Annotated in this window: 21 protein-coding genes and 1 pseudogene; 5 read left to right on the forward strand and 17 right to left on the reverse strand. The window is 65.1% G+C overall.

Features of this window, described 5'->3' with window-relative positions:
- Positions 1-214: 214 nt before the first annotated feature.
- The 3 genes from AC5RUO_RS15760 to AC5RUO_RS15770 all read left to right on the forward strand — a co-directional run bounded on the left by AC5RUO_RS15760 (position 215) and on the right by AC5RUO_RS15770 (position 2,133).
- Positions 215-1,033: an A/G-specific adenine glycosylase gene (locus AC5RUO_RS15760; protein WP_494104003.1), complete on the forward strand. Its 819-nt coding sequence runs from the start codon at positions 215-217 to the stop codon at positions 1,031-1,033.
- A gap of 73 nt (positions 1,034-1,106) precedes the next feature.
- A complete protein-coding gene (locus tag AC5RUO_RS15765; protein ID WP_494011859.1) occupies positions 1,107-1,538 on the forward strand; it encodes a DUF3592 domain-containing protein in 432 nt (143 codons plus the stop codon).
- Between the two features lie 109 nt (positions 1,539-1,647).
- Positions 1,648-2,133, forward strand: a complete 486-nt coding sequence (locus AC5RUO_RS15770; protein WP_494011860.1) for a hypothetical protein — start codon at positions 1,648-1,650, stop codon at positions 2,131-2,133.
- 17 nt (positions 2,134-2,150) lie between these two features.
- Here AC5RUO_RS15770 and AC5RUO_RS15775 read toward each other — a convergent pair whose 3' ends face one another.
- From AC5RUO_RS15775 to AC5RUO_RS15800, 6 genes are all read right to left on the reverse strand, one after another.
- Positions 2,151-2,312 (reverse strand): hypothetical protein, encoded by a 162-nt coding sequence (locus AC5RUO_RS15775; RefSeq protein WP_494104004.1) that lies wholly within the window; start codon positions 2,310-2,312, stop codon positions 2,151-2,153.
- 77 nt (positions 2,313-2,389) lie between these two features.
- Complete coding sequence (gene dhaM / locus AC5RUO_RS15780; RefSeq protein WP_494011862.1) at positions 2,390-3,085, reverse strand: dihydroxyacetone kinase phosphoryl donor subunit DhaM; 696 nt, start codon at positions 3,083-3,085, stop codon at positions 2,390-2,392.
- A complete protein-coding gene (gene dhaL / locus AC5RUO_RS15785; protein WP_494011920.1) occupies positions 3,082-3,714 on the reverse strand; it encodes a dihydroxyacetone kinase subunit DhaL in 633 nt (210 codons plus the stop codon). The genes dhaM and dhaL overlap by 4 nt, the downstream gene beginning before the upstream one ends.
- A 2-nt stretch (positions 3,715-3,716) precedes the next feature.
- Positions 3,717-4,718 (reverse strand): dihydroxyacetone kinase subunit DhaK, encoded by a 1,002-nt coding sequence (gene dhaK / locus AC5RUO_RS15790; protein ID WP_494011863.1) that lies wholly within the window; start codon positions 4,716-4,718, stop codon positions 3,717-3,719.
- Between the two features lie 155 nt (positions 4,719-4,873).
- The gene (locus AC5RUO_RS15795) at positions 4,874-5,749 is read right to left on the reverse strand and encodes an FAD-binding oxidoreductase (protein ID WP_494011921.1); all 876 of its coding nucleotides are present in this window, start codon (positions 5,747-5,749) and stop codon (positions 4,874-4,876) included.
- 39 nt (positions 5,750-5,788) lie between these two features.
- The gene (locus tag AC5RUO_RS15800) at positions 5,789-6,298 is read right to left on the reverse strand and encodes an amino-acid N-acetyltransferase (protein ID WP_494011864.1); all 510 of its coding nucleotides are present in this window, start codon (positions 6,296-6,298) and stop codon (positions 5,789-5,791) included.
- A gap of 269 nt (positions 6,299-6,567) precedes the next feature.
- Here AC5RUO_RS15800 and AC5RUO_RS15805 point away from each other — a divergent pair, with 269 nt between their 5' ends.
- Positions 6,568-7,992, forward strand: coding sequence for an amino acid permease (locus AC5RUO_RS15805; protein WP_494011865.1), 1,425 nt, complete (start codon positions 6,568-6,570; stop codon positions 7,990-7,992).
- 168 nt (positions 7,993-8,160) lie between these two features.
- Here the strand turns inward: AC5RUO_RS15805 and AC5RUO_RS15810 are convergent.
- The 5 genes and pseudogenes from AC5RUO_RS15810 to lysS form a co-directional block, all read right to left on the reverse strand.
- Positions 8,161-10,280: pseudogene (locus tag AC5RUO_RS15810) on the reverse strand (S9 family peptidase).
- A 127-nt stretch (positions 10,281-10,407) separates the two neighbouring features.
- Positions 10,408-12,900 carry an ATP-dependent Clp protease ATP-binding subunit gene (locus AC5RUO_RS15815; RefSeq protein WP_494011867.1) on the reverse strand — a complete coding sequence of 831 codons (2,493 nt, stop codon included), beginning with the start codon at positions 12,898-12,900 and terminating at the stop codon, positions 10,408-10,410.
- A gap of 354 nt (positions 12,901-13,254) precedes the next feature.
- The gene (locus tag AC5RUO_RS15820) at positions 13,255-13,590 is read right to left on the reverse strand and encodes a histone-like nucleoid-structuring protein Lsr2 (RefSeq protein WP_494011868.1); all 336 of its coding nucleotides are present in this window, start codon (positions 13,588-13,590) and stop codon (positions 13,255-13,257) included.
- Between the two features lie 134 nt (positions 13,591-13,724).
- On the reverse strand, positions 13,725-13,931 hold the full coding sequence (locus tag AC5RUO_RS15825; protein ID WP_494011869.1) for a hypothetical protein: 207 nt from the start codon (positions 13,929-13,931) through the stop codon (positions 13,725-13,727).
- A 2-nt stretch (positions 13,932-13,933) separates the two neighbouring features.
- On the reverse strand, positions 13,934-15,472 hold the full coding sequence (lysS, locus tag AC5RUO_RS15830) for a lysine--tRNA ligase (protein WP_494011870.1): 1,539 nt from the start codon (positions 15,470-15,472) through the stop codon (positions 13,934-13,936).
- A 48-nt stretch (positions 15,473-15,520) separates the two neighbouring features.
- Between lysS and AC5RUO_RS15835 the strand changes: the two genes are divergently transcribed.
- Entirely contained in the window at positions 15,521-16,375 is an 855-nt protein-coding gene (locus tag AC5RUO_RS15835; RefSeq protein WP_494011871.1) for an alpha/beta fold hydrolase, read from the forward strand.
- Between the two features lie 454 nt (positions 16,376-16,829).
- Here the strand turns inward: AC5RUO_RS15835 and AC5RUO_RS15840 are convergent, their stop codons facing one another.
- The 6 genes from AC5RUO_RS15840 to AC5RUO_RS15865 form a co-directional block, all read right to left on the reverse strand.
- Positions 16,830-16,982 carry a hypothetical protein gene (locus AC5RUO_RS15840; protein ID WP_494104005.1) on the reverse strand — a complete coding sequence of 51 codons (153 nt, stop codon included), beginning with the start codon at positions 16,980-16,982 and terminating at the stop codon, positions 16,830-16,832.
- Positions 16,983-17,134: 152 nt separating this feature from the next.
- Positions 17,135-18,160 (reverse strand): DUF4192 domain-containing protein, encoded by a 1,026-nt coding sequence (locus tag AC5RUO_RS15845; RefSeq protein ID WP_494104006.1) that lies wholly within the window; start codon positions 18,158-18,160, stop codon positions 17,135-17,137.
- Positions 18,161-18,719: 559 nt separating this feature from the next.
- Positions 18,720-19,628 (reverse strand): DNA-processing protein DprA, encoded by a 909-nt coding sequence (gene dprA / locus AC5RUO_RS15850; protein WP_494104007.1) that lies wholly within the window; start codon positions 19,626-19,628, stop codon positions 18,720-18,722.
- A 378-nt stretch (positions 19,629-20,006) separates the two neighbouring features.
- Complete coding sequence (locus AC5RUO_RS15855; protein ID WP_494104008.1) at positions 20,007-20,603, reverse strand: recombinase family protein; 597 nt, start codon at positions 20,601-20,603, stop codon at positions 20,007-20,009.
- A gap of 526 nt (positions 20,604-21,129) precedes the next feature.
- The gene (locus AC5RUO_RS15860) at positions 21,130-21,645 is read right to left on the reverse strand and encodes a hypothetical protein (RefSeq protein WP_494104009.1); all 516 of its coding nucleotides are present in this window, start codon (positions 21,643-21,645) and stop codon (positions 21,130-21,132) included.
- A gap of 749 nt (positions 21,646-22,394) precedes the next feature.
- Positions 22,395-26,414 (reverse strand): RHS repeat domain-containing protein, encoded by a 4,020-nt coding sequence (locus AC5RUO_RS15865; protein ID WP_494104010.1) that lies wholly within the window; start codon positions 26,412-26,414, stop codon positions 22,395-22,397.
- Positions 26,415-26,555 lie beyond the last annotated feature (141 nt).

A 26,555-nucleotide genomic window follows, 5' to 3' on the forward strand; every position in this document is an offset into this window, starting at 1 on the left:
CACATCCGGTTTCGGGCCTGCAAAACCCATCCACTACAGTGTTGGAATCGACACCAAGACTTACGCTCCAGCAGCCCCCGACGCCGCGCCAGGCACCGCGGGCGGGCTCCAGCAGCTTCACGCCAGCATCACCGGCTGGTTCGCCGAAACCGCACGCGACCTTCCCTGGCGCAGCCCCTCCTGCTCCCCCTGGGGCGTCCTGGTCAGTGAAATCATGCTGCAGCAAACGCCAGTGGTCCGGGTTTTGCCTGTCTGGCACGAGTGGCTTGAACGCTGGCCCAATCCCGCCGGACTGGCGGGCGAACCGGCCGGTGAAGCCGTACGCGCGTGGGGCAGGCTCGGATATCCCCGCCGTGCACTGCGGCTGCACGCCGCCGCCGCGGCAATAGTCCGGGAGCATGCCGGCAAGGTCCCGGACACCTACCCGGAACTGCTCGCACTCCCCGGGGTGGGAAGCTACACGGCCGCCGCCGTCGCGGCTTTCGCCTACGGCCGCCGCGAAACCGTGGTGGACACCAACATCCGCCGGGTACACGCACGCCTGGTGACGGGGTCCGCGCTGCCTGCCCCCGCCCTGACCGCTGCGGAGATGCGCCTGGCCGCCTCGCTCCTGCCCGACGACGAAGCCACGTCCGTGCGCTGGAACGCGGCAGTCATGGAACTGGGCGCCCTGGTCTGCACTGCCCGGGTGCCCAAATGTCCAGTGTGCCCGGTGAAGGACTCCTGTGCCTGGCTCGCGGCCGGCGAGCCCCCGCCGTCGTATGTTCCCAAGGGCCAGGCATGGCACGGCACCGACCGCCAGGTCCGGGGAGCCGTGTTGGCGGTGCTGCGCCTGGCCGATGCGCCCGTGCCGGCCGAGATGTTCCACCATGCCCCTGCGGACCTGGGCTACGCACCGGAGGGTATCGGCGTGCCGCTGGCCGCGCTGCACCGGCTGAACCCGCCCCCGGAACAGCTGGAGCGGTCACTGGCGGGGCTGCTGGCGGACGGGCTGGCTGAACTGCATGACGGCGGATACCGGTTGCCTGCCTGACGCCCGCCGGCGGCGCTCGGCCGAACTATGCACGGGATGGCATACTTTCTGGTGACCGGAACCGGGGGATGCCTTGCGAATCATCTTGTACGTTGTCTGGGCGCTCTTCGTCGCCGCAGCTGTCTTTGCCATGGTCCACGCCGCACGGAAAACCCGTCGGCAGGAACAGCTCATGGCACGCTGGCCCAAGGCCCAGGCAACTGTTACCGGCAGCGTTCCCGGCTGGACCAGCGGCGGGGGCGGCTCAAGCCGCAGCCGGCGGTTCTTCCCCACCTACCAGTTCAGCGATTCCTCCGGCACGCTGTACATGGGCAAGTCAGAGATTTCCCGGGCGGCGGAGCCCGTGCCCGGATCCCTTATCGAAGTGGCCTACAACCCGGACAATCCCAATGAATCCTTGCAGGTCTCCTCGGCGCCCCGGACCACGCTCGGCTGCCTTATCCCGTTCTTCGCCGTCTTTGCACTGGCACTGTTCTGGTTCATCGGCATCTTCCCGCTCGACTGACGCCTTCCTCAGTCTCCTTTTGGGTGTCAGCAGCATCCGGGCCATAACAATGCCGGTACTACTCGCCGCCTCCGGGCCCATCCGGCCCCGCGCCGTCCTACCCTGAAGTATGCGCAGGCAGGGACTGCTTTTGGTTTTGGTGACGACGGCGGGGCTCGCCTCCGGCTGCGGACCCGGCGCAGTTGCGTGCCCGGCAATAGCCCAGGCCACGGTGGTCTCGGTTACGGTCGCCGCGGACTACGCACGCCACGTCGATGCCCTCCATGTGAAAGCCTGCCAGGACGGCAGCTGCAAGGAGGCCGACGTCGAACTCCAGCCTGGCAGCGCCTCGATCGACCAGGGCTGCACTCCGGAAGGCGTCTGTTCGGCCACTGCCTCCCCGGACGGGACCAAGGTGGGGATGCTCATGCTGGACACCCTGACGGAAGCATTGATGACGGTGACGTCCTCCGGCCACGCGGCTGACGGGGCACCGCTGCCCGTGCATACCCTGGAGTTCCGGCCGAAGGCCGACTATCCGTTCGGAGTGCAGTGCGGAAAATTCATTTCCGCCTCCGTGATTTTGGACGGGACAGGCCTTCGCGAGCGCAGCTGAGGTAGCGTGCCCCGTGACTAGAAAAGCGCCGGCTGGCTGAAGGGCTCCCCTGCCCTTCCCCGATCCGAAGGCTCGACGCGCCATTCGAAACCCAGGTCCGCGAGCAGTTCCTCCACTGACGTCTGCCCGTCCAGCACTTCGATTGCCGGGTAGCTGCCTTCGGGATCCTGCCGTTCCATGCCATCGAGCTTATTCGCACGGGCAGGTGTAGCCTTTCGGAACACACCGCGTGGCAGGGATTTCGGCCGGAAGGGCCTTACGGCTCGCCAAAGCCCGCCTGCACCAGCCCGCCCACGTAGTTCACCGCCCGTTCGGCATCCACTCCGCGGGCCTCCACATGCAGGACGGATCCCTTGCCTGCTGCCAGCGTCATGAGCGCCGTCATGGATGCGCCGTCTACGCCGTTGACGGTGACTTCGGCGTCCAGGGCGGACAGCCCGCCGGCGATCTTTGCGGCGGGCCGGGCATGCATGCCTGCCTGGTTGATGAGCTCGAAGTCACCGGTGAAGTCCGGGCCCTGCCCGGTGACAGACCCCTCCAAGATCTCCCGCTGGGGCGGCGGTCCGGAATTTTGCGAGGGTCCACGGACAGCTTCCGCCGCACGCTTCACCGCCTGCACGTCCGCCCCGCCCTGCGCGGCCACGGACGCGGCCACCAGGCCCTCCACCAGCGGGGCATCGGCCAGCAGCACGCCGGCCGGATCCTCGGCGAATTCCAGGGCGGACTCCGCTGTCATCACCGCCGAACCAAGATCCGTGAGGATCACGGTACCGTCACCTCCGGCGGCGTTGTCCAGGGCGGCAAGCACTTTTTCCAGGCTGGTGCCGATCCTGCCGTCGGCGGTGCCCCCGGCTGTCAAAACCAGCACGTCGGGTGCCATCTGGGCGGCCAGCTCCGCCGCGCCGTCGGCAATCTTTTCGCTATGGGACACCACCACAATGCTGACCGTCACGCAGCAGCCCCCACCGCAGCCCGGAGGATCAGCGCGCTGGATGCCGCCCCGGGGTCACGGTGGCCCGCGCTCCGCTCACCCAGGTAACTGGCGCGGCCCTTGCGCGCCACCAGCGGATCAGTAGCCACGGCCCCGGCCTCGGCTGCCTCGGCGGCGGCGACCAGCACGCTCAGGACGTCCGGGCTGCCGGTGTCCGCGGCAGCCTTCGCGGCCTCGGCGGCGGGCGCCCAGGCATCCACCATGGTCTTGTCCCCGGGCTCCGCCTTCCCGCGGACCACGATCCCGTCCCGAGCGGCGCTGACCGCCGCGGCCCAGCCGGCGGGATCGATTTCCGCGGCATCCCCCATGGCTCCGGCGGCCCTAAGGAAAGCGGTGCCGTAAAGCGGTCCGGCGGCCCCGCCCACCTTGGACATGAGCGTCATTGCCGCGAGCTTCAGCGCCGCACCCGGAGTCTCCGGCGGTGCTTCCGCCAGCTTGTCCAGGACCGCCTGGAAGCCACGGTCCATGTTCTCGCCATGATCGGAATCACCGATCGCCCGGTCCAGTTCGATCAGCTCAACCCGGTGCTCGGCCATCGCCTGCGCGCACAAGGTCAGCCATTTCACTGCCCAGTTGACGTCCAGCACCACGGCTACGCACCCCACCGGAGGGCTGCGGTATGGACGGGCGCATCCCACAGTTCCGTCAGTTCGTCGTCCAGTCGGAGGACGGAGATGGAACAGCCCTGCATCTCCAGGGCCGTGATGTAGTTGCCCACCAGCGAGCGCTCAACCCCGGCACCCCTGTCCGCGAGGACCTGCGCGGCACGGCGGTAGACGATGTACAGCTCACTCAGCGGGGTGCCGCCCATTCCGTTGACAAAGAGCAGTACCCTGTCGCCCCCGCTGATACCGAGGTCCGAAAGGATTGGTTCCAGCAGCCTGTCCGTAATGCCGTCCGCGCTTTCCAGCGGGATGCGGTGGCGGCCCGGCTCGCCATGGATTCCAATGCCGATTTCCACCTCGTCCTCGCCCAGGTCGAAGCTGGGCGTACCGGCGTGGGGGACAGTGCAGGCGGAGAGGGCAACCCCCATGCTGCGGACATTGGCATTGACGCGCGAGGCTATCGCTGCCACCGGGTCCAGGCCGTAGCCGCGTTCGGCGGCCGCACCGGCGATTTTTTCCACCAGCACAGTCCCGCCCACACCGCGCCGTCCTGCGGTGTACAGGGAGTCCTCAACAGCAACGTCGTCGTTGACCAGGACGGTGCGGATGCTGATGCCTTCCGCCTCCGCAAGTTCCGCCGCCGTCTCGAAGTTGAGGACGTCCCCGGTGTAGTTCTTTACGATATGCACGACGCCGGCGCCCGAGTCCACAGCGAGGGTTGCGGGCAGGATCTGGTCCGGCGTGGGCGAGGTGAACACCGCTCCCGGTACGGCGGCGTCGAGCATCCCTTTCCCCACGAACCCCGCATGCAGGGGCTCGTGGCCGCTTCCCCCGCCGGACACGATGGCCACTTTTCCGCTGACCGGAGCGTCCAGGCGTCTGATGAACGTGGGATCCGTGCTAACCGCGACAAGGTCTGCGTGGGCCAGGCCAAAGCCCTGGACGGATTCGTCAACCACAGACTTGGGGTCGTTGATGAGTTTCTTCACGGCGGCTCCCGGCTGTGCTGCTGAAGGGTGTCTTTTCGACCCTACTACCGGGGCACGCCGGAACGGTAGGTTTCCGCTGGTGGGAGGCGAATGCGGCAAAGGGACAGCCCCCAATGACTGTCCCTTTGCCGGGCGCCCATCCCGGCCCGCTCAGTTTATCCATCAAATCGAGTAAAACCAAGGCCGGGGGCGGCAGTACATCGAGCGGCGGTCATTGGCAAGGACGGCCGCTCCCTCTTCCTCATCCCCTGCCACGCGAACCGCAGGTGCATGACGAACTGTCCGCGCAGGAAGCCCGGCACTTCTTCCAGCTCGGGCAACCGCAGGAATGCCAGCGAGGCGGACGCCTCCGGAGGCAGGCCCTGCGTCCTGCCGCGGAAACCGGCCAGGACTTCCCTGGCGTGGGCGCCAGCGTAGAAAATGCCGCCCGCAGAAAGTTCTCCGGCCGGGAATAGGGTGAACTCCATGGCGGTCACTATGCCGAAGTTGCCCTTGCCGCCCCGGAGAAGCGAGAACAGCCGCGGCTCGCTGCGGGCATCAACGCGCCGCAGCCTGCCGTCAGGGGTGACCAGGTCGAAGGCGATGGCATGGTCGGACGCAAAGCCGTACTTTCGGCCCAGAAGCGGCAGTCCGCCGCCGAGGGTGTAGCCCACCACCCCGACGTCGGTGGTGGAGCCGTGCAGGCCCGTGAGGCCGAACGGGGCGGCAGCACGGAGGACATCGCGCCAGCGCACGCCTGCACCGACTCGGGCCGTGTGCTCATCGGGGTCGATGGACAACTCAAGCATGTGGCGGATGCTGATCAGGAGCCCTCCGGTGATGGCATTGGCGGCGCCATGTCCGGTGGACTGCACGGAAATGGACATGTCACGGGCGGAAGCCCACTTGACCGCAGCCGCGACGTCGTCGGCGTCGACTGCGGCCAGGACCAGGTCCGGCGTATGCCGGGTGGCCAGATTGAAGGCGGCGGTTTCCGATTCAAAGGAAGCGTCGCCGGGGGCATAAACCAGCCCGCGGACAAGGAGCTGCAGTTCGGTTTTGGCCGTATGGAAACGGCCGGGACATGCCTCCTAAAGGAAGCGGATCATGCGGGTGTTACCGAGGGTGTTGGGCTTGACCCGCGCCAGGTCCAGGAACTCGGCGACGCCCTCGTCGTGGGATCGCAGGAGCTCCGAGTAGACCTCGGGATCCACGGCGGACTGGTCCGCCATGACTTCGAAACCGTGCCGCTTGAAGAAGTCCACCTCAAAGGTGAGGCAGAAGACCCGGGCCACGCCCAGGGCGCGGGCTTCGTCGAGCAGGCTCTCCACGAGCACGTGACCCACTCCCCTGCCGCGCCAGTCCTCGGAGGCGGCCAGCGTGCGCACTTCAGCCAGGTCCTCCCACATGACATGCAACGCCCCGCAGCCGATGACCTCGCCTTCGCTGGACTCCGCGATCCTGAACTCCTGGAGGCTTTCGTAGTAGGCCACCGTTTCCTTTGCCATCAGGATCCGCTGGTCTGCCAGCGGCGCCACCAGCTTCTTGATGGCGGACACATCACTCGTACGGGCAGGGCGGATATGGAAGGAGTCGGTCACAGGCCAATCCTAGTTCGCCCGCGCTCAAGGGCGGCGCTAAGTCAGTCCCGCAGCCTGGAACCTGCCCTCACGCCAGAGCCACAGATCAGGAGCTTCATAATCAGGGGTAGTAACAGCAATGCTTATGCTCGGACGCGCAAAACCGGGGCGACTCCGCAGACTTCCAAGATGCGGGCCGGCTGCGTTTGCGCAGGTGAAGCGCCACCCAGCAGTGTTTCGACTGTTACCCCCGTCACCCTATGGGCAACGTCGCCCGTCCCGGAGGAAAAATGGCTTTAGGCTCCCCAACCCTGTCAGACAGCATTACCGAGGAAGAAGGACAGCGGGGACTTCGGCGCTCCATGGAGGCCCGGCACCTCGTGATGATTGCGATGGGAGGTGTCATCGGCTCCGGGCTTTTCCTCAGCTCCGGCTACACCATCGCCCAGGCCGGCCCGCTCGGCGCGATTATCGCTTATCTCATCGGGGCCGCCGTCGTTTACATGGTGATGGCGTGCCTGGGTGAACTGGCCGTGGCCTACCCGGTGTCCGGCGCCTTCCATATCTACGCCGCCAGGGCCATCGGCCCGGCCACCGGGTTTGCTACGGCGTGGCTTTACTGGTTGTGCTGGGCGGTAGCGCTTGGCTCGGAGTTCACCGCCGCCGGGTTGTTGATGCAGCGCTGGTTTCCGCAGGTTGATGTGTGGGTCTGGTGCCTGGTTTTCGCCGCCGTCCTGTTCACGTTGAACGCCGTTTCCTCCCGCGTCTTTGGCGAATCTGAGTTCTGGTTTGCCCTGATCAAGGTCGCCGCAGTGATCGGACTGATCGTCCTGGGCGGCGCGGCTCTGCTCGGCTTCCATCCGCTGGCCGAGGACGGCTACCCGTTGCTGGGCGAGAACCTCAACACACCCCAGGGCCTGTTCCCCAACGGAATTACCGGCGTATTGATAACCACGCTTGCGGTCTTCTACGCTTTTTCCGGGTCGGAGCTTATTGGCGTGGCCGCCGGAGAAACAGCCAATCCCGCCGTCAACATCCCAAAGGCGATGCGGACCACCGTGATCCGGCTCCTGATCTTCTTCGTTGGCGCGATCACCGTGATCGCCTGCACCGTCCCGTACGAGGAGACGTCGCTCGAGGTCAGCCCCTTCGTCGTCGTCTTCTCGCAGCTGGGCATCCCCTACGCCGCCGACATCATGAACTTCGTCATCATCACGGCGCTTCTGTCGGCGGGCAACTGCGGCCTGTTCTCCTGCGCCCGCATGCTCTTCTCACTCGCTGACGAGGGACATGCACCGAAAGCGCTGGGCAGGCTAACCAAGAGGGGCATCCCGATGCTCGCCCTGTGCGTCAGCATGCTGGGCGGCCTTGCCTCGCTGGTCAGCAGCGTGGTGGCACCCACCACGGTGTACCTGGTCCTGGTGTCCATTGCCGGTTTCGCGACAGTGGGCGTGTGGATGTCCATCACGGCGTCACACTTTTTCCACCGCCGGGCATTCCTGCGCGCAGGAGGCCGGCACGCTGACCTCGGGTACAGGGCGCCGCTGTTCCCGCTGCTGCCCATCACCGCGTTCCTGCTGTGTGTGATCTCGCTGATCGGCATCGGCTTCGACCCCACCCAGGCCACGGCCCTCTACTTCGGAGTCCCATTCGTAGCGGCCTGCTACGCCTACTTCCACGTCAAATACGGCCGAAAGCGTCCCGTCGGTAAATAGATGCTCACGACGACGTAGGTGTCCCGGGGCGTTGCCAACGGGACATGAAGTACAAGCGCGCGCCGGGGCCATTTGTGTAGCTTGCGTCAAAGCGACGAAGGAGCAGCAAGCGGCAAATGACGCCGGCGGCCGCGCGCCCCGGCCAGAGGAACGCGCGGCACACTGTGGCTAAAGTCCCAGCTCCGGCGGGAGCGCAACCTCCTTGCCCAGGACGTTTTTGGCCAGGAACGATTCCACAACCTGGTACCAGACTTTGGCGTGCTGCGGCTGGAGGACCCAGTGGTTCTCATCAGGGAAATACAGGAACCGGTGGGCGGTCTGGCCGTCGGCGTCGGCGGCCAGCTGGGATTTGGAGAGCAGCTCGTACCAAAGCCTCAGGCCTTCCCCGATGGGCACCCGGTAGTCCTTGTCCCCGTGGATGACCAGCATGGGCGTGCTGATTTTCTCTACATGGAGGTGCGGAGAGTTCTCCAATGCCATCTCTTCCGTCATTTCCTTCAGCCAGTACTGGGAGGCGTCCGTGGTGGGGCCGAACTGGTCCAGGGCCCACAGGCTGGCATGGGTGACGATGGCGTCGAACCTGTCCGTTTGGCCGGCCACCCAGTTGGCCATGTAGCCGCCGAAGGAGCCGCCCATGGCAGCCGTCCGTGAGGCGTCAATGTCCGGCCGCTCGACGGCGGCGTCCGTCACGACCATGAGATCAGTAAAGGGTGCTTTCCCCCAGGCGCCCCATCCCCGCTGGATGTAGGCCTGGCCGTAGCCGGTGGACAGGGCGGGGTCCGGCAGCAGCACCGCATAGCCGCGGGCGGTTAGGAGCCACGGGTTCCAGCGCCACGTCCACGCGTTCCACGATGCCAGCGGCCCGCCGTGGATCCAGAGGAGCAGCGGGGCCGGGCTGCCGGCCGAGGCTTCCTCCGGCAGGGCAAGGTAGGCGGGGACCCGCGACCCGTCCCGGGCCGTGGCCGCGATGCGCTGCAGGCTTCCCGGACACGCGGGCCTTTCCGCGGGTGCCGGCAGCCGCGTGGTTTCCCCTGTTGCCAGGTCGATGCGTACCGCTTCGGGAGGAAAGGCATAGGAGCTGCGCAACGCGTAGGCAGCGCGCCCGTCCGGTGAAACCACGACGTCGGTATAGGCCGCCGCGTCCTGCGTCACCCGGGAGACGCTCACTTCAGCGGCAGACGCCGGAAGGCTGATCCGGAAAAGGGGCGACGCGCCGTCGTCGTCTGCCGTGGCCAGGATGGCTGAACCGTCCGGCAGCCAGGCAGCCGGCTTGGCCCAGCGGTCCCAGTCGTGGGCCAAGGGCCGCAGGTCCGCGGCCCCATCGGCGGGGTTCGAGACGTCCAGCAGGTGAAGCTTGACCTTCGGCGCCCGGCGCGGCGTGGAGTCGCTCTCGCTGACCACCACCAGCGTCCTGCCGTCGGGGCTGACGGGGCCGGGAAAGTAGCTCATGCCTTCATGATCCAGAACCACAGTCATGCCGCCGGACGCCACGTCCACGGCCACCAGGACGGACCGGCTGTCCGCGCGGGCGAGTGGCTTGGTCATGCTCGTGTAGATTGTCCTGCCGTCCGGGCTGGCAACCGTCTCCGCCTCCCGCAGCCGGTTCCCGGCGCCGGGTGTCAGGTTCCGCAGGGCCAGCGGTGCGGACGCATCCACCGTAGTCGGCTTGCCCGGCCCGCTGTCCTCTCCCGGTTCGACGGCGAAGATCCGCGGCTGCCCGGGCCCAAGGTCGGCATCCCAGAACCTCACGGGATATTCACTGTGCAGGATGGCCGAGACCTTGTTGTCCTTGCGGGCTTTGCGGCGCCGGGCGTCGTCTTCCTCGTCGGCGGAGCCGGCCAGGACCTCGGCGGTCACGAAGGCGGCGTCCGCGTCCCTGGCCGTCAACACCCCGGCGACACCGCCGGGCCGGTTGAGGACCACCCGCGCTTCACCGCCGTCGGCAGGAAGCAGCCAGAGGGCATTGACAGGATCCTCATCCGGGCTGTCCGGGTCGGGCCGCCCGGAGGTGAAGTAGACGTCCCCGTTCGCGGCGAAGGCGGCGCCGGCCTCGCCCTTGGCGCTGCGGGTGATGCGCCGGGCGTGCCGGTGGCCGGCCGGATCCAGCTCCCACAGCGCAGTGGCGAACTCGGTGCCTTCCCGTTCAGGGTGCTGACGGTTGTGACAAGGCGGGATCCGTCGGAGCTCAGGGTAAGCCCGCTAACCCGGGGGATGGACAGGTAGTGGTCGAGGTCGTGGAAAGGGGTCTGTGGTTGATCGCCCGGGATCACCGGGTTCAAAATAGCCATGCCTCAGATTCAACACCGTTTGTGCCCCGCATCACAGTACCGGCGGCCGTTTCGCCATACCGTGCGGCAGGGATGCAAAAGCCCCGCCGGCTCCTTTCGGAGCGGCGGGGCTTTTGTGGAGACGGAGTTAGACGCTCGGAGCGATCTCCGGGATGCGCGGCTTGGCGTTGCCGGCGAACGTGAACTTGGCGTCGTCGCCTTCGCCTTCCACGTCCACCACCACGATGTCGCCGGCGTGGATGTCGCCGAAGAGGATCTTCTCGGAGAGCTGGTCCTCGATCTCGCGCTGGATGGTGCGGCGCAGCGGCCGGGCACCCATTGCGGGGTCATAGCCACGGGTTGCCAGGAGCACCTTGGCGGCCTTGGTGAGCTCGATGCCCATGTCCTTGTCCTTGAGGCGCTTCTCCAGGCGGGTGACGAACATGTCCACGATCTCGATGATCTCGTCCTGGGTGAGCTGCGGGAACACCACTACGTCATCCACGCGGTTCAGGAACTCGGGGCGGAAGTGCTGCTTGAGTTCCTCGGTCACGCGGGCACGCATCCGGTTGTAGCCGGTCTGCGTGTCGGTGCCGGACTGGAAACCGGTGGCAACGCTCTTGGAGATGTCCCGGGTACCCAGGTTGGTGGTCATGATGATCACGGTGTTCTTGAAGTCCACCACGCGGCCCTGGGAGTCGGTCAGGCGGCCGTCTTCCAGGATCTGCAGGAGCGAGTTGAAGAGGTCAGCGTGGGCCTTCTCAACTTCGTCGAACAGCACCACGGAGAACGGACGGCGGCGGACCTTCTCGGTCAGCTGCCCACCCTCTTCGTAGCCGACGTAGCCCGGAGGGGCACCGAACAGCCGCGAGACGGTGTGCTTCTCCGAGTACTCGGACATATCCAGCGTGATGAGGGCGTCCTCTTCACCGAACAGGAACTCCGCGAGTGCCTTGGCCAGCTCGGTCTTGCCGACGCCGGTGGGGCCGGCGAAGATGAACGAGCCACCGGGGCGCTTGGGGTCCTTGAGCCCTGCACGGGTGCGGCGGATGGCCTGGGACAGTGCCTTGATGGCCTCGTCCTGGCCGACGACGCGCTTGTGCAGTTCCTCTTCCATCTTCAGCAGGCGCGAGGACTCTTCCTCGGTCAGCTTGAAGACGGGGATGCCCGTGGAGTTGGCCAGCACCTCTGCGATGAGGTCCTCGTCCACCTCGGAGATGTCATCCATGCCGCCGGACTTCCAGTGGCGTTCCTTCTCGGAACGCTCGGCGATCATCTTCTGCTCCTTGTCGCGGAGCGAAGCTGCGCCTTCGAAGTCCTGCGCGTCGATGGCGGATTCCTTCTCCATCTTCAGCTTGGCGATGCGCTCGTCCATGGCCTTAAGCTCCGGCGGAGCGGTCATGCGGCGGATGCGCAGCCGTGCGCCTGCCTCGTCGATCAGGTCGATCGCCTTGTCCGGCAGGAAGCGGTCCGAGATGTAGCGTTCGGCGAGGCTGGCGGCAGAGGCCAGGGCGCCGTCGGTGATGGTGACGCGGTGGTGTGCCTCGTAGCGGTCACGCAGGCCCTTGAGGATCTCGATGGCGTGCGCCACGGAGGGTTCCTTGACCTGGATCGGCTGGAAGCGGCGCTCCAGCGCGGCGTCCTTCTCGATGTGCTTGCGGTACTCGTCCAGCGTGGTGGCACCGATGGTCTGCAGCTCACCGCGGGCCAGCATGGGCTTCAGGATGGACGCAGCATCGATGGCGCCTTCGGCGGCACCGGCACCAACCAGGGTGTGGATTTCGTCGATGAACAGGATGATGTCGCCGCGGGTGCGGATCTCCTTGAGGACCTTCTTCAGGCGCTCTTCGAAGTCACCACGGTAACGGGAGCCTGCCACCAGGGAACCGAGGTCCAGGGTGTACAGCTGCTTGTCCTTGATGGTCTCCGGGACGTCGCCGCGGACAATCGCCTGGGCAAGGCCTTCGACGACGGCGGTCTTGCCGACCCCGGGTTCGCCGATGAGCACGGGGTTGTTCTTGGTGCGGCGGGAGAGGACCTGCATGACGCGTTCCATCTCCTGCTCGCGACCGATTACCGGGTCCAGCTTGTTCTCGCGGGCAGCCTGGGTCAGGTTGCGGCCGAACTGGTCCAGGACAACGGAACCGGCGGGAGCACCTTCGGGCTGGCCCGACCCGACGCCGGCGCCGGTGCTTTCCTTGCCCTGGTAGCCGGAGAGGAGCTGGATGACCTGCTGGCGCACGCGGTTGAGGTCCGCACCCAGCTTCACCAGCACCTGGGCGGCAACGCCCTCACCCTCGCGGATGAGGCCGAGCAGGATGTGCTCGGTGCCGATGTAGTTATGGCCCAGCTGGAGTGCCTCGCGCAGCGAGAGCTCCAGTACCTTCTTGGCACGGGGGGTGAAGGGGATGTGCCCGGACGGCGCCTGCTGGCCCTGCCCGATGATCTCCTGCACCTGCTCGCGGACGCCGTCGAGCGAAATGCTCAAGGACTCAAGAGCTTTGGCGGCAACGCCCTCACCCTCATGGATCAGACCCAAGAGGATGTGTTCGGTACCGATGTAATTGTGGTTCAGCATGCGTGCCTCTTCTTGGGCAAGCACAACTACGCGACGGGCACGGTCCGTAAATCGCTCAAACATTTCGCCACACTCCTAGCTACGACGTACTTTGATGCTACGTGGCGGGCCCGGACTTGTGGAGCGTGTTCGCCACAGGGGAAACCCGCACAGTTCGGGAATATCCCGCAGGCGTTCCCTCCCGGCCCATCCCGGCCACCGGGGACAGGCCGGAAACGGGCCTCCGCCTCCTGTTAAAGAGCCCGTTGGCGAAGGTGGCGCCGAACTTTTAAAAGTACTGCAGCATCCCTATGCAGGCTGCACCGGTAAATTGCACCGAGGGCGCCACCGGACCCCTCCTCTTTTTTGTGCGCGGAAACAGAAAAAACCCTGCTTCCCGGTGAGGGGAAGCAGGGTTTAACCAGATCCTGGCTGCTGCTAGGAATTTGCCTTTTGGTAGGCTTCCTGGATTTCCGCCTGAATTCGGCCCCGGCTGTTTACGGTGTACCCGTTATCCCGGGCCCACTGCCTAATCTGGGCTGAATCATTGCTGCGGCCGCCGGCCGGAGCCTTGGGCGTGCGGGCGGCGGTGCGGCCTCCCGATGCCTTCCGTGCAGCAGCTATAAAGCGCTCCAGCGAAGACCGGAGTTCAGCGGCATTGGCCGCCGAAAGGTCAATCTCGTAGTTCGTCCCGTCAAGGCCGAACTTCACATTCTCGTCTGCGGATCCCCCATCCAGATCATCAACGAGGATGATGTTTACTTTCTGTGCCATTTAACGTCTTCCTCTTGGAAAGGGTGGTTTTTCAGAAAAGCAGGATGTTTCCCTAAAAAGTATGACTCTCTTTATGGCAACGCGTCAAAGCGCCTAATGGTTCCATGGGGATAACCGCAGAAGATTAGGGGTTTTTATTTGGCTTCGGGGTTCGGCTGGCCGGACGGCGGCTCGTCGGTCTGCCGGCGTTCGGCGGACTCTGCCGCCCGCGCGTCGGCCTCGGCCTGGGCACGGGCTTCCGCCTGCCGCTCTGATTTGTCGGCATTGAAAATCGCCTTCATGGCAAACCAGAAAAGGAGGCCCACCACTACGGAGGGCAAGAGGACGGCTACATATTCCATTCCTACTGGCCTTCGGGCTTTAGCAGGGGGAAGAGGATGGTCTCCCGGATGCCTGCGCCGGTGAACAGCATCACCAGGCGGTCAATGCCCAGCCCGATGCCGCCCATGGGCGGTGCGCCGTACTCCAGCGCCCGCAGGAAGTCCTCGTCCAGCTGCATGGCCTCGTCATCGCCGGCGGCGGCGTGGCGGGACTGCTCCGTGAGCCGCTCGCGCTGGATGACGGGGTCGATCAGTTCGGAGAAGGCCGTGCCGCGTTCCATGCCGCCGATGATCAGGTCCCAGGCTTCGATGAGCCGGCCGTCCTTGCGGTGCGGGCGTGCCAGCGGCTGGGCGGAGGGCGGGTAGTCGTAGACAAACGTGGGGTTCAGCAGGGTGGGTTCCACGATCTCGCCGAAGAGCTCCACGGCCAGCTTTTCGGCGTCCCACTTGGGGTCCACCTTGACCTCGTGCTTTTCCGCCACTTCGCGAAGCACCTCAAGCGGGGTGTCCGGAGTGATTTCCTGCCCGACGGCGTCGGACAGCCCCGGGTAAACGGCAAGCCAGGCCCACTCGCCGTCGAGGTTGATCTCGCCGGCCTCGGTCTGGATGGTGCGGCCGGCGCCCACGGCGTCAGCGGCGTCCAGGATGATCTCCTTGATGCGCTCCGCCATGACGAACTGGTCAGCCCACGCCTCGTAGCACTCAAGGGTGGTGAATTCGGGGCTGTGGGTGGAGTCCACGCCCTCGTTCCGGAACACGCGGCCCATGTCGTAGACGCGGTCGATGCCGCCCACCACGGCCCGCTTCAGGTACAGTTCGGTGGCGATTCGCAGGGTCATCTTCTGGTCGAACGCGTTCATGTGCGTCTCGAACGGACGGGCCAGTGCGCCGCCGTGGACCAGGTTAAGGATGGGGGTTTCGACTTCCACGTAGTTGTGGCGGAACAGCGTTTCGCGGATGGAGCGGGTGATGGCAGCGCGGGTGTACACCATCTCGCGCGCTTCGTCGCGGACCATCAGGTCCACGTAGCGCTGCCGGACACGGGTTTCCTCATTCAGTTCGGCGTGCAGCACCGGCAGCGGGCGCAGCGCCTTGGAGGCCATGGCCCAGGAGTCGGCCATGATGGAGAGCTCGCCGCGGCGGGAGGAGATGACCTCGCCCTTGATGAACACGTGGTCACCAAGGTCCACCAGGGCCTTCCAGTCGGCGAGCGCTTCCTCCCCGATGCTGGCCAGGCTGAGCATGGCCTGGAGGCGGGTTCCCTTGCCGTCGGTGCCACCCTCCTGGAGGGTTGCGAAGCAAAGCTTGCCGGTGTTGCGGATGAACACCACGCGGCCGGTGACGCCAACGATGTCTCCGGTGGTGTCGTCCGCCTCGAGGTGGGCGTACTTTTCCCGGATCTCGGCGAGCGAATGCGTCCGCTCCACTCCCACCGGATAGGCCTCCGTGCCGCGCTCGATCAGTTTGGCGCGCTTCTCCATGCGGATCCGCATCTGCTCGCTGGCGTCGAGGGGCTCGGGGGCGTTCTTGGGGGCGGGGGTGTTTTGGGAAGTCACAGTCATCAAGTTTACCGGGACTTCGCGCGCCCGCTCCCGCCTAGGATGGGGCGGGTGAAAGAACGGTTCCTTCCAACACACGACGGCGGCCGCCTGGCCTTGTACAGCTACGGCACGGTGGGTGCCCCGGGGGAACGCCGGGTGGTGCTGATCGGTGGAGCGTTCCTGACGGCCCTGATCTACCGGCCGTTCTCCATCGCCCTCGCCAAGGGCCTGGGTGAGGGCTGGGCAGTGGACGTGTACGACCGCCGGGGACGCGGCCGTTCCTCCGAACAGCCGGCCGATTACAGCATGGGCACCGAGATCGCCGACGTCCGCTCGGTCCTTGAGGCCACGGGTGCCAGGAACATCCTGGGCCACAGCCTGGGTGGCTCCGTGGCCTTGAACGCGATCCAGGAGTTCACCGGAAGCCCGCATGTCCCGGACAAGCTCGCCGTGTACGACGCAGCCGTGAACATCGACGGCAGCATCGATACCGCCTGGCTGGACGGGTTTGAGGACGCGGTCAACAACGGCAGGGTGGGCCACGCCCTGGCGCACATGAAGAAGGCGACATCCCCGGGGTCGGCCCTGGCCCGTATCCCGGAACCCGTCCTTGCCGGGCTGATGGCGTTGCTCTCACGGACCAAGGTCAACAGGATGTTCCGTGAGGTGATGCCCAGCGGCGTGCGCGAACTGCGGGCCGCCTACAAGGAGGCCGACCATGCCAGGGACTTCAGCGTGCTGCCCGCCAATACCCATTTCATGGCGGGCGGCAAGAGCCCCAGCTACTACAAGGTCACGGCGGAGCGGCTGCACGCTGCCGTTCCGGGGAGCACCTACGAGCTCTCCCCCAAAGGTTTCCACGGCTCGATCCCGGCGGCGGTCAACGAACTGGTGGCGGACATCTCGGCGTACTTCAAAGGGTGAGCCCACCACAGACGCTTCTATGTCTGTCAAGCGGGTGGAATGGGTGCAGGCGTGGACCCTGTTGTCGCCTGGGGCGGTTGTGGTGACCGGCCAGCGTCCCCTCTCCCCCCTTGTTGTTTTGGCTGCTGGCGAAGCTTGCGGAGCTGTGGCCGACGGAGGCCTGTCTACCCGTAAAGGGCAAGGGGCGGGAAATTCCCGGAGGAAATCAGCGACGAAGGAGCGCCGCAGGGACATTTCCTGCACCGCAGGCCCCGACGAAGGAGGGGCTAGACGGGCCGGAGCGGACACGTACAATCCGTCAGGACAGCAGCCAAAACAGAAAGACGCTTCTACAGCCCGAGCGAAGCGAGGCCCTTTTCATCGTTAAAGGGCTGTGGCCGGCCCCCTTGGGGCCGGCCACAGTTTTCCCTCAGCAAAAGGAAACTCAGTGCTGCAGCGTCATCGTTGCAGGAATTTACAGGTCCAGCGGGGATTTCTCCCAGGAGATATCAACGATGGGGGCGCTTGGCTGCGGCACGGTTAACATGGAGAGCTCGAGGATGTCCTGGGCATGGGTGGCATCGGCAGGTGCTGCGTCGTCGTCCGTCAGGATGTACTCGTGGCTCATGTGCTGCCCCCAGGCTCTAGTGGATCGTGTTCCTTTTCCACTGTAGCCCGGCGTCCGGCCGTTTCCCGCTTGTGGCGCTGCGCCCGCGCCAGCGGGGGAGGCCGCCCGCGCACTTCGGGGCCGGACCGTTGTCCCGGTCCGGCCCCGCCCTTCTAGCGGTGCCGCTTGTAGGCGGTGTCCTGGTTCTTGGCGACCGGGGCGATCGTTCCCCGGCCCACCAGCTGGTCCATCAGTTCCGCGAGCCGGTAACCCGGTGTGTCAGCCAGGGCCAGCTTGAAGTGGTTTCCAGCTACTGACGACTGGCCTTTGAGGTATGCCAGCCACCCGATCAGGGTCAGCAGGGGCGCCCGGTAGCCTTCCGGCGCGGCGTCGATGAGGTCCCGTGCGGTTTCCTGCGCCCGGTCCACGCGGTCCCAGTCAGGCGTGATCCCCTCCCCCACGAGCAGGTTGCCGCTTCCCTCGGCGTCCGGCAACTCCGGGTCGATCACGTTGCAGAACAACGTGTCGCGCAGGTCCGGGCGCTGGAAACAGGCCAGCAGCTCCACAGCTGTGTCCGGATCCATCCATCCATCCCGGGTCAGGGCCTCGGCCCAAAGTTCCCGGCCCGGGGCCAGCTGCGCGCCGAGCACTCCCGGGAGCGCGTGACGAATCTGTTCCTCCCTGTCTTCCGGGCCTGCAAACCGCGCGTAGGTCGTGCCGGGCGTCTTTTGGTAGCTGCTGCCACGGAACACCAGCTCCGCGTTCAACTGCCCGTCCGTGATGGATTCCAGCGGTTCGGGCGGGCAGCACCCGGCGTCACTGTCGCACAGCAGGTTCTGCCAGTGCGACGGAGTGACCAGCCACGCGTCCCGCAGCGGAGTCCCTGCAGTGTCCAGCGCCTCGATAACGGCCTCGACGTGGTCGTGGAACGGGCGAGGCTGCCCGGGCGCGGGGGTGCTGGCCGTGTAAATGGCCAGCAGCACCGCCGTGGCCTGAGTGTCCAGCGCGAGGTATTCCCTCATGGAGGCGGCGAAACCGGCGGGTTCCGCGGCCGCGGGAGCGTCGACGCGGAGCGTCGCGCCGAGCGTCTTACCCCGCGTGGTCAGGAACACAAAGGATTCACGCGGTACGAACCCGAGGGAGTGCGGGATGAAACCGAGGATGTCGGCGGGGCTGGAAATGCGGATTGCATCAGTCATGTTGAAAGTCCTTTGCTGAGGATGATGGTGGGTGGGGCGGCTAATGGTGACCGGCCAGCTCCTCTCTCCCCCTTGTTGTTTTGGCTGCTGGCGAAGCTTGCGGAGCTGTGGCCGACGGAGGCCCGTCTACCCGCAGGGCAAGGGGCGGGAAATTCCCGGAGGAAATCAGCGACGAAGGAGCGCCGCAGGGAAATTCGCGCGCCGCAGGCCCCGACGAAGGAGGGGCTAGACGGGCCGGAGCGGACACGTACAATCCGTTAGGACAGCAGCCAAAACCGTAGACAGATCAGAGCCAGGGGCGGCGGAGGCCTGCGGAGCCGGCACTGGACCCACAGCCGGCCGCGCCAGCGGACGCCCTTTCCTGGTGAGCTCAGCGAACCTTCCCTCAGCACCCCGGGCTTGCTTTCGGCACCTCGAACTTCGGCGGCCGCGCGCCCATGGTCGCCGGCACAGTGTTTGCGAAATGGCGGTCCGCCGCTACCAACCACAGCGCAAGCGGGCCACGACGGCGGACCGCTCGCGGTGACCGCCCCGGAAACGGGACGGCCACCTGAAGGGCTCAGCCTGCGAGGAGTTCGGCCAGTTCGGCCGCGTCGGACACCAGCACCGCCCCGCCTTCCTTCAGGAGCCGGTGGCATCCTGCCGAGTTGGCGCTGTGCACGCTCCCGGGGACGGCCGCGACATGCCGGGCAATGGTTTCGGCGTGGTGGGCGGTGTTCAGTGCCCCCGAGCGCCAACGGGCTTCCACGACACAGGTCACCCCGGCTAGGGCGGCAATGATGCGGTTCCTCTGGAGGAACCTGTACCGGGTCGGGGCGGAACCGGGCGGGAGCTCTGAGAGCGTCAGGCCGTTGCCGCGGATCGCGGCCGCGAGGTCAGCGTTGCCGGACGGGTAGTCCCGGTCAAGGCCTCCGGCCAGTACCGCGAGGGTCGCCGGTCCTTCTCCCTGGCTTCCGGCCAAAGCGGCCCGGTGCGCGTGCGCATCGATGCCATAGGCCAGCCCTGAGATCACGCAGATTCCACGTTGGGCCAACCCATACGCCATGTCCCCTGTCACGGAGGCGCCGTAGCTGGTGGAGTCCCGGGAACCGGTCAGTGCCACGCACCGGGACGGTGCGGGGATGCCGTTGTCGATGTTACCCCGGTACCAGAGCCCGTAGGGTGCGTCGGGCAGGTCGTCCAGGCCTTCCGGCCAGTGCTCATCTCCCGGGATGAGGAACCCGCCGCCCAGGCGTTCGATGGCGGCCAGGTCCTTTTCCGGGTCAAGTTCCGGCACCCGGGGCGCCCAGCGCTTCAGCGCGGCCGCCAGTTCTTCGGCCGTGATATCCGGAAGGCTGTGGGTGGGTTGGGCCCCGGTCGCGAGCCGCAACGCGGCGTACGCGCCGAGCCTGCCCACGAGGGCCAGGCCGATGCGGTCGCCGGGTTCGAAGAGGCGGGTCAAGGCTACGCGTGCAATGCGATCGTTCATGGTTTCTCTCGTCCTTTGCTGAGGATCCGGTGAGTGGGGCGGCTTTGGTGACCGGCTAACGTCCCCTCTCCCCAGGGCGTTTTTTGCCTGCTGGCGGAGCAGCGCGGAGCTGTGCCCGACGGAGCCGGGGCAACCCGAAGGGCAAGCAGCGGATGGCTTGTAGGAGGAAATAAGCGAAGCGCCGACACAAGGCATCGGCTGCGCAGCCGTCCGCAGGACGGTTGAGCCGGTGGAGCGGGCACGTACGATCCGAAGGACAGCAGCAAAAAACCAGAAAGACGCTTCTACAGTCCGAGCGGAGCGAGGTCCGTGCAGTGGACCTGGGCCCTGGCCAATTAGGGCCGACAACCCAGTCTTCAGCAGCTCGTAGTTTCCGAGCTAGGCCGTGGTGCTCTCGCGTGCAGCGCGGGCTTGCTGGTGGCGGTAAAGTGTTGCGCGGCTCCAGCCAACGAGACGTGCAGCGTCCTCGGCGGTGCGTCCCTTGGCGCGGGCGTCCTGGGCGATCGCGAGTTTGTCCGCGATAACGGCCGGGTCGGACAGCGGGCGGCCGAAGCGTGAGCCGTTTTGTCGCGCGGCGGCGATGCCTGCATTGACCCGCTCGACGATGAGCTCGCGCTCATACTCGGCAAGGGTTGCGAACATGTTCAGCATCAGCCGGCCGGTCGAGGTTGCAGGGTCGATGCCATCGGAAATAGACCGGACCTGGATGCCGCGGCCGCGCAGCAGGGCCACCGTGTTCAGCACGTCAATCAGCGACCGGCCCAGCCTGTCAACCCGCCACACAACGACGGTGTCGCCTTCTTCGGCGTACTCGAGGAGTCTTTTCATTCCCGGCCGTTCGATCGCCGTCTTGCTTCCGGACGTCACATCGGCGAAGACGTCACGTCTCTGCACACCGGCCGCGACCAGTGCATCCAGCTGCAGCTGGCCGTCCTGGCTGGAAGTACTGACCCGGGTGTAACCCAGTTGCCTCACTAGACCATTCTGACTTGGAAATCCCCTTTCGTCCCCTATGGAGCTTTAAGAAGCGGGATATTAGTAGAAGCGAAGAACGTAATTCCGGCGACACGCCGATAAATTACGGGAGACATTTCCCACACTCGCCCTACGATTTAAGAGTCGCCGGGCTTAGGCATGGCGGAAGTTTGGCCCTGCATGCAAGCAGAAATGGCCACGCGGAAAGTAGGTGATTGATATGGCAGGGAAGGGAAAAAGCAGCAAGGGCTCCGGTAGCGGACACTACCGGAGCGCCATCACTGGCCGTTACGTGACTAGCAAGCACGGAAAGGCAAACCCGAACACGACCGTTAAGGAGAAGTAGCGGCCTGTTCGTTTCTACAGGTGGGGACTCGCCCAATGGGTGGGTCCCCGCCTCCGGTAGATACAGCGTAGTACGGGCAAAGCATTGCGGACACGCATTGCCCTCGAATCGTTATGAGGCGTGTCACAGCGAGTTCTCCACGACGGGCTCGCCTGGCATCTCGTGGACCACTATGGGCGCCTATGGTTTGCCTGCCAGTTCCCTCAATTGTTGAGCCACCGTATTCAGTTGGCCGCCGCACTCCTCAAGCCATGGTTCTGCACCATTAGGTGATATTTCAAGCCACCAGGTTTCGCCGGAGCCCGCACCAGTATGTTGCCCTTTCGTTCCTATGACATGGGTATCCAGAAGCGCTTTCGGGATTAACCAGGCATTCATGTCGAAGGGGGCTAAGCCAAAGCAAAGGCAGTAGTCGTAGTCCTTCGCGCGGATCTGCTGGAAGCGGTAATAGCCAGTGTCCCAAAGAGTAGAGAACTTCACTTGGATGAGGACATCATTCAGATCCAGGTACATCTGATTGTCCTTCGTAACCTGCAGGGGGAAGAGTCCGTGCAGGTTTGCCCATGCCGTGACGAGCTGGCGAGCAATTGAGCCCTTTGCCGCTGAGGGTTGGGTAAGGACCCACTTGAACGGACTTTCGTCCCATGCCTGTGTCCTTGGATACTTCGATTCAAGGCCTCCGAGTATCAGCGTCAAGAACTCGAGATCCTTTTCGGAAGGAACATTACCCATGACTAGAGACCCCCATCTCGACCACAGTTACTGTGGAGTAGCACAAGGGTAACTGGCGACTGTACTGACCTGTCTATAGTGCCGGGCAAGTCACCAGCCGATCCCTTCCCCTAGCGGACTGTCCTGACTCGAAAAGTCCCCGAGGCGCCTGCACCGAGACGATTTGTGGTGAGACGTATTTCTGAGACGAAGGGAGCCCCTGTTTTCCTGCCCACTCGACAGGCTCAGACGCCCTTGGCCACGTGTCTTGAAAAGCTGTTGATTTCTAAGACAGCTGACAAGGAGCTCGCTGTACCCACTGCCCTGGTGATTGCGTTGATCCTCCTGCCTCACGTCAAGAGCACCTTAATCTAGTGGCCTGCCCCGTACCGAAAGCTGTCGTATGACAGGTGATTGTGGCGCGGGTTTTGGGACAACATATGGGACGGCCAGATTACGGGGAATCCAGCCAATCCGGATCCGCGGGGAGTGTCCCACCGGGGGTGTCCCTTTTCCAAGGAAGTGGAACACAACCGGCCTCACATAGAACGAGTTGGGGCGCTACTATCTGTTGCTCCTTCTCCAATTGAGGAGCAAAATCCCGACGCTGACGATGAGCAGAGTAGCTGGGATTGCTATCAAATCGGTTCGATTGACGGCCAGGAGCACCACTATGAGTGCGGCCGATAATACAGCTACAACCACGAAAACTGCTCTTGCCATCTTGCCCAGCATCAATAACACCCGTCCTTTATCGCTGATATTCCGGAGAATACGACGCCAGCGCCGCCGGCGGCGACTAGAAGACCCGTGCCGAAAGAAAATGGCGCCGAGAGAACACCTGCTCCGAAGGCGACTATGCCGGTCGTCAGCCCGAACCAGTTCGTAAAGCACGACCACGAATCCAGCCCCGTAGGATCAGTGACATTGCAAGGGTTGGCGACCGCGTACAGGTAACGGTTGGCTTCTTGGCCGGATGGGTCGGGTTGGGTGAAGCGGCCGCGGGCGGGGTGGTAGTAGCGGGCTCCGAATTTGATGCGGTTGCTGGTGGTGTCATTGTAGCCGCCGGCGTAGGTCCAGGGGTTGGTGGCTGCTTTGGTTCCTGTGGTGCCGGTGCTCTCTCCCCAGGAGTCGTAGCCGTAGGTGGCGGCTTTGGCTTGGGCGCTGTCTGTTAGCAGGATGACGGAACCCAGGGCATCGGTCGTGTAGTAGTGGCTGGCGCCGCCGCTGTCGCGCATGCTGACGAGGCCGCCGTCGGGGTCCCTGATGAACGAGGTTGTCCCGCTGCTCCTGGTGAGCCGGGTGATGCCCAGGGAGCCGTTGAGGAACGAGGCTGAGCCGGCGCTGGTGCGTTCGTCGTTGCGGGTTCCGGCGTAGGTGTAGTTGGTCGTCGTTGAGCCGTTAGTACCGGACGTGAATTGGTCGAACACGTTATACGTGAGGTTGGAGGCGGAGCCGCCGCCGGTGAAGTTGCCGTTCGCGTCGTAGGTGTACTTGGTGGCTCCCGTGGTCGGGGTTGCGCAGTTACCGGCGTTGGGGCCGTACCAGCAGAGCTGGTCCGCGGCGTTGTAGGTGGAGTAGATGGTGGCGGCTCCGGTTTTGGCTTCGGTGAGCCGGTTGCTGTTGGCGTCGTAGGTCCAGGATTCGGTGATGGTGCCGGCGACGGCGGAGGTGAGCCGGTTGAGTTTGTCGTAGCCGTAGGTGGTGACGGTGCCGGTCTCGGTGGTCATGGTTTTGCGCTGTGCGCCGTCCTTGGCCCCGTTGAGGGTGTAGGTGTAGGCGCGGCTGGCCAGGACAGTGTTGCCGGTGTTGGTCGCGGTGATGCCGGTGATCTTGCCGGCCCCGTCGTACGTCGTGGTGTTTTTGACCCCGTTGGGGTACTTGGTGACCGTGCGGCGGTTTGCGTTGTCGTAGTCGAAGCCGGTGCATTTGGTGCTGTTCGGGAATGCCGGGGTGGCGGGGCATGAGCCGCCGGGTTCTGCCAGGGCGGTCAGCCGGTTCGCCGCGTCGTACCGGTAGTTCACGGTGCCGAGCGGGTCGACGAAGGTGAGGATGTTTGAGGCGCCGTCGTAGGTCAGGGTGGTGGTGACCCCGCCGATGGTTTTCCCGGTCGGCCGGTTCTGGGCGTCCCAGGTGTAGGTGGTGGTTCCGGCCGCGTCGACCCTAGTGGTGAGGTTCCCTGCTTTGTCGTAGGTGTAGGCGACGCAGCTCGCCGACACACAGGTTGTGGCGTAGCGGATCTGGGTGACGCGGTCGTTGTTGTCGTAGGTGTAGGTGGCGGTCTGGTTCTTTCCGTCCTTGGCCGTCGCGATCCTGCCCGCGGCGTCGTACGTGTAGGTGATGGAGCCGAGCGGCGCGGGCCTGGTGATTGTTACCGGGTTGCCGGCGGCGTCGTAGGCGTAGCTGGTTTCATTGCCTTTCCCGTCGGTGGACCGGCACACGGCCCCGGGCTTGGCGCCGCAGGTCGTCCCTTCCGCGTCGCCTTGGTAGTACTTCCTGGGTGTGCCGCCGAGGTTGTCCGGGGTCAGGAACGCCGAGGGGCTTTTCGTGTTCGGATCGTACTGGATGGTGCTGGTGTTGCCCTCACTGTTCGTGGTCGTGTCAGGACGGTAGTTCAGCAGCGGATCCCCGACCGCGGTCGGGTAGGTGAAGGACACATCCCCGGCCGTGCCGGTGGCCCCGGCCAGCGGGGAAGTGATCTTGGTCAGGGAGTTGTTCACGTTGTACGCGGCGGTGGTGGTCTGCCCCAGGCCGTTCGTGGTGGTGAGGCGGTTGTCGTGTCCGTCGAAGGTGGCCGTGGTGTTGTTGCCGTTCGGGTCCGTGCTTGTCAGGACCCGGGTCTTGCTTCCGTCCAGGGTGAAGGTGGTCTGCTTGCTGTTCGGGTCGGTCAGGTAGGTCAAGCTTCCGTCGGCGTTGTGGGTCAGCGTCCACGTCGCGGCCACGGACGTGCCCTGCCCGTAGGTGAGGGTGTTCACCCAGCCGTCCGCCGCGTACGCGAGGGCGGTGACGTTGGTGCGTCCGTCGGTGAAGGAGCTGAGCTTGCCGTTGGTGTAGGCGAAGCTGTGGACCGCTCCAGTCGCGTCGGTGATCTTGGACATCCGCCCCTCGCCGCCGCCGTATTCGATGCTCACGGTCCGGTTCAGTGAGTTGTCCGTGATCGCGGAGGGCTGGTTCAGGTTCCGCGAATCGTTATAGACGTAGGAGACGGTGCGGCCCTGGGTGTCCGTGGTCTGGGTCAGGCGACCGTTGCCGTAGGTGTAGGTCACGGTGTTCGGGTTCGTGGTGTTCGCATCAAAGGACTGAACCAGGGCGAAGTTCGTCCCATCGTCCTGGTACACGTTCGTGATGCCGGTGTCGTTGAACCGCAGCCGGTACTCGCTGGCCGAGATCTTCGTCAGCGAGGCGTTCAGCTCCGGCGCCATCGCGTACGTGCCTGCGGTGAGGGCGAAGGTGTACCAGCCGCCGTCCGGGGCGGTGTAGATCATGTTCCCGGTCGACGGGTCGATCCGCAGCGCTGTTTCCAGCCGCCCCATCGACAGGGTCGGGCGGTGGTCATACCTGGAGTTGTAACGCCAGGCGAGGTTCACGTCCTGCCCGATCCCCCGGATATTGAACAGCCGGCCGGTCAGGACAGCGTTGCCGTTGGTCGGATTCAGATCCAGTTTGGCCGCATCGGTCAGGGTATGCGGGATCATGGAGGCTTTACCCCGTGACCCGGATTCGGTTCCGCTGACGGTGACAGGCGGCAGCAGGTTGGCAGTCTTGAACCAGCCCTGCGAATCAAGGATGACATGGACAGAGCTGGCGCCTTCGTTGTAAATCATGATCTTGCCCGTGGTCGCGCTGGGCCGCACCACGACGGTGTTGGAGACCGAATCCACGTTGTAGTTGACCATGCTGACATCGGACTCGGGCTCGTCCGAGGGCCACAACCGCAAGAACCCGAACCCGCCGCTCAAGGGCGTCACGTTCATGACAACACCGGCAAGGTTCGTCGACGCTGCAGGAAGTCCTCCAACTCCGGCGATCTGCACCTCGACCCTTCCGCCCGCCGGGATCGGAGAGTTGAGCGCAGGAGTGTCATAGATCCGCGACTCGACAGTGGTGAAGGCACTGTCGGAGACCTGCCCGTCAAAGTAGCCCTGAATATCCACCACGACCTGGACACCTGTCGCTGACAGGGAATGGCTGATATCCACCACACCTGCCGCATTCAGATTCAGCACCGCCGCCACGGCGGTGATTTCATTGCCCCTGAAGCTCAGTGATGTTCCCGGCCCTCCCCCACCGTCGAAGCCGCCACCAGGAAGCGTCGCGATCACAGGGTGCGCAGCGTCGGTGCTGATCAGGGTGATGTTCGCGAAGACCGCCGACGCCGTATCCGGCACGCCGCCCTTGCCCTTCAATGTCAGGCTCTTGATGCCAGTTCCCGTCCAGGCACCGGCCGGGTAACCGATGCCCACACGCGTGTCGATGACCCGGGAGGCAGGCACAGACACGAAACCACCCGGCGCCGGTATATCGCCCGCGGTGAAGTAGCCCTGCACATCGACCATGAACTGCTGTGGTGTGGAAGAAATCAGGGCGAGCTTCCCGTCGCTGCCGACGGCAATGATCGCCGAGTTCGACACCGTGTCGCTCACGCCAGAGAAGAGCACTGTGGTTTCCCGCTGCCGAGCCGTGTTCGGCACCAGTTGCGCTGCGTTGGCCTCGGTTCCGCCCACCACCGTAAGGGTCACCAGCACGGCATCCACACCAGTAGAAGGAACCCCAGCTTGGCCCAAAATCTGGAACGGGTACCAGGTGTTAGGGGTAACAGGCCCGGTGATGCCACCAAACCCAATCTGGGTGTCCAGCGCTCTGCCCGTTACCGGGACAAACACACCCGCCTGCAC

The sequence above is a fragment of the Arthrobacter sp. Y3221087 genome (assembly GCF_059089905.1).

Coding starts and splice junctions, on each gene's coding strand:
- AC5RUO_RS15760 (WP_494104003.1), top strand. CDS start 215: ATGCTGCAGCAAACGCCAGTGGTCCGGGTTTTGCCTGTCTGGCACGAG.
- AC5RUO_RS15770 (WP_494011860.1), top strand. CDS start 1,648: ATGCGCAGGCAGGGACTGCTTTTGGTTTTGGTGACGACGGCGGGGCTC.
- AC5RUO_RS15775 (WP_494104004.1), bottom strand. CDS start 2,312: ATGGAACGGCAGGATCCCGAAGGCAGCTACCCGGCAATCGAAGTGCTG.
- AC5RUO_RS15805 (WP_494011865.1), top strand. CDS start 6,568: ATGGCTTTAGGCTCCCCAACCCTGTCAGACAGCATTACCGAGGAAGAA.
- AC5RUO_RS15815 (WP_494011867.1), bottom strand. CDS start 12,900: ATGTTTGAGCGATTTACGGACCGTGCCCGTCGCGTAGTTGTGCTTGCC.
- AC5RUO_RS15820 (WP_494011868.1), bottom strand. CDS start 13,590: ATGGCACAGAAAGTAAACATCATCCTCGTTGATGATCTGGATGGGGGA.
- AC5RUO_RS15825 (WP_494011869.1), bottom strand. CDS start 13,931: ATGGAATATGTAGCCGTCCTCTTGCCCTCCGTAGTGGTGGGCCTCCTT.
- lysS (WP_494011870.1), bottom strand. CDS start 15,472: ATGACTGTGACTTCCCAAAACACCCCCGCCCCCAAGAACGCCCCCGAG.
- AC5RUO_RS15840 (WP_494104005.1), bottom strand. CDS start 16,982: ATGAGCCACGAGTACATCCTGACGGACGACGACGCAGCACCTGCCGAT.
- AC5RUO_RS15845 (WP_494104006.1), bottom strand. CDS start 18,160: ATGACTGATGCAATCCGCATTTCCAGCCCCGCCGACATCCTCGGTTTC.
- dprA (WP_494104007.1), bottom strand. CDS start 19,628: ATGAACGATCGCATTGCACGCGTAGCCTTGACCCGCCTCTTCGAACCC.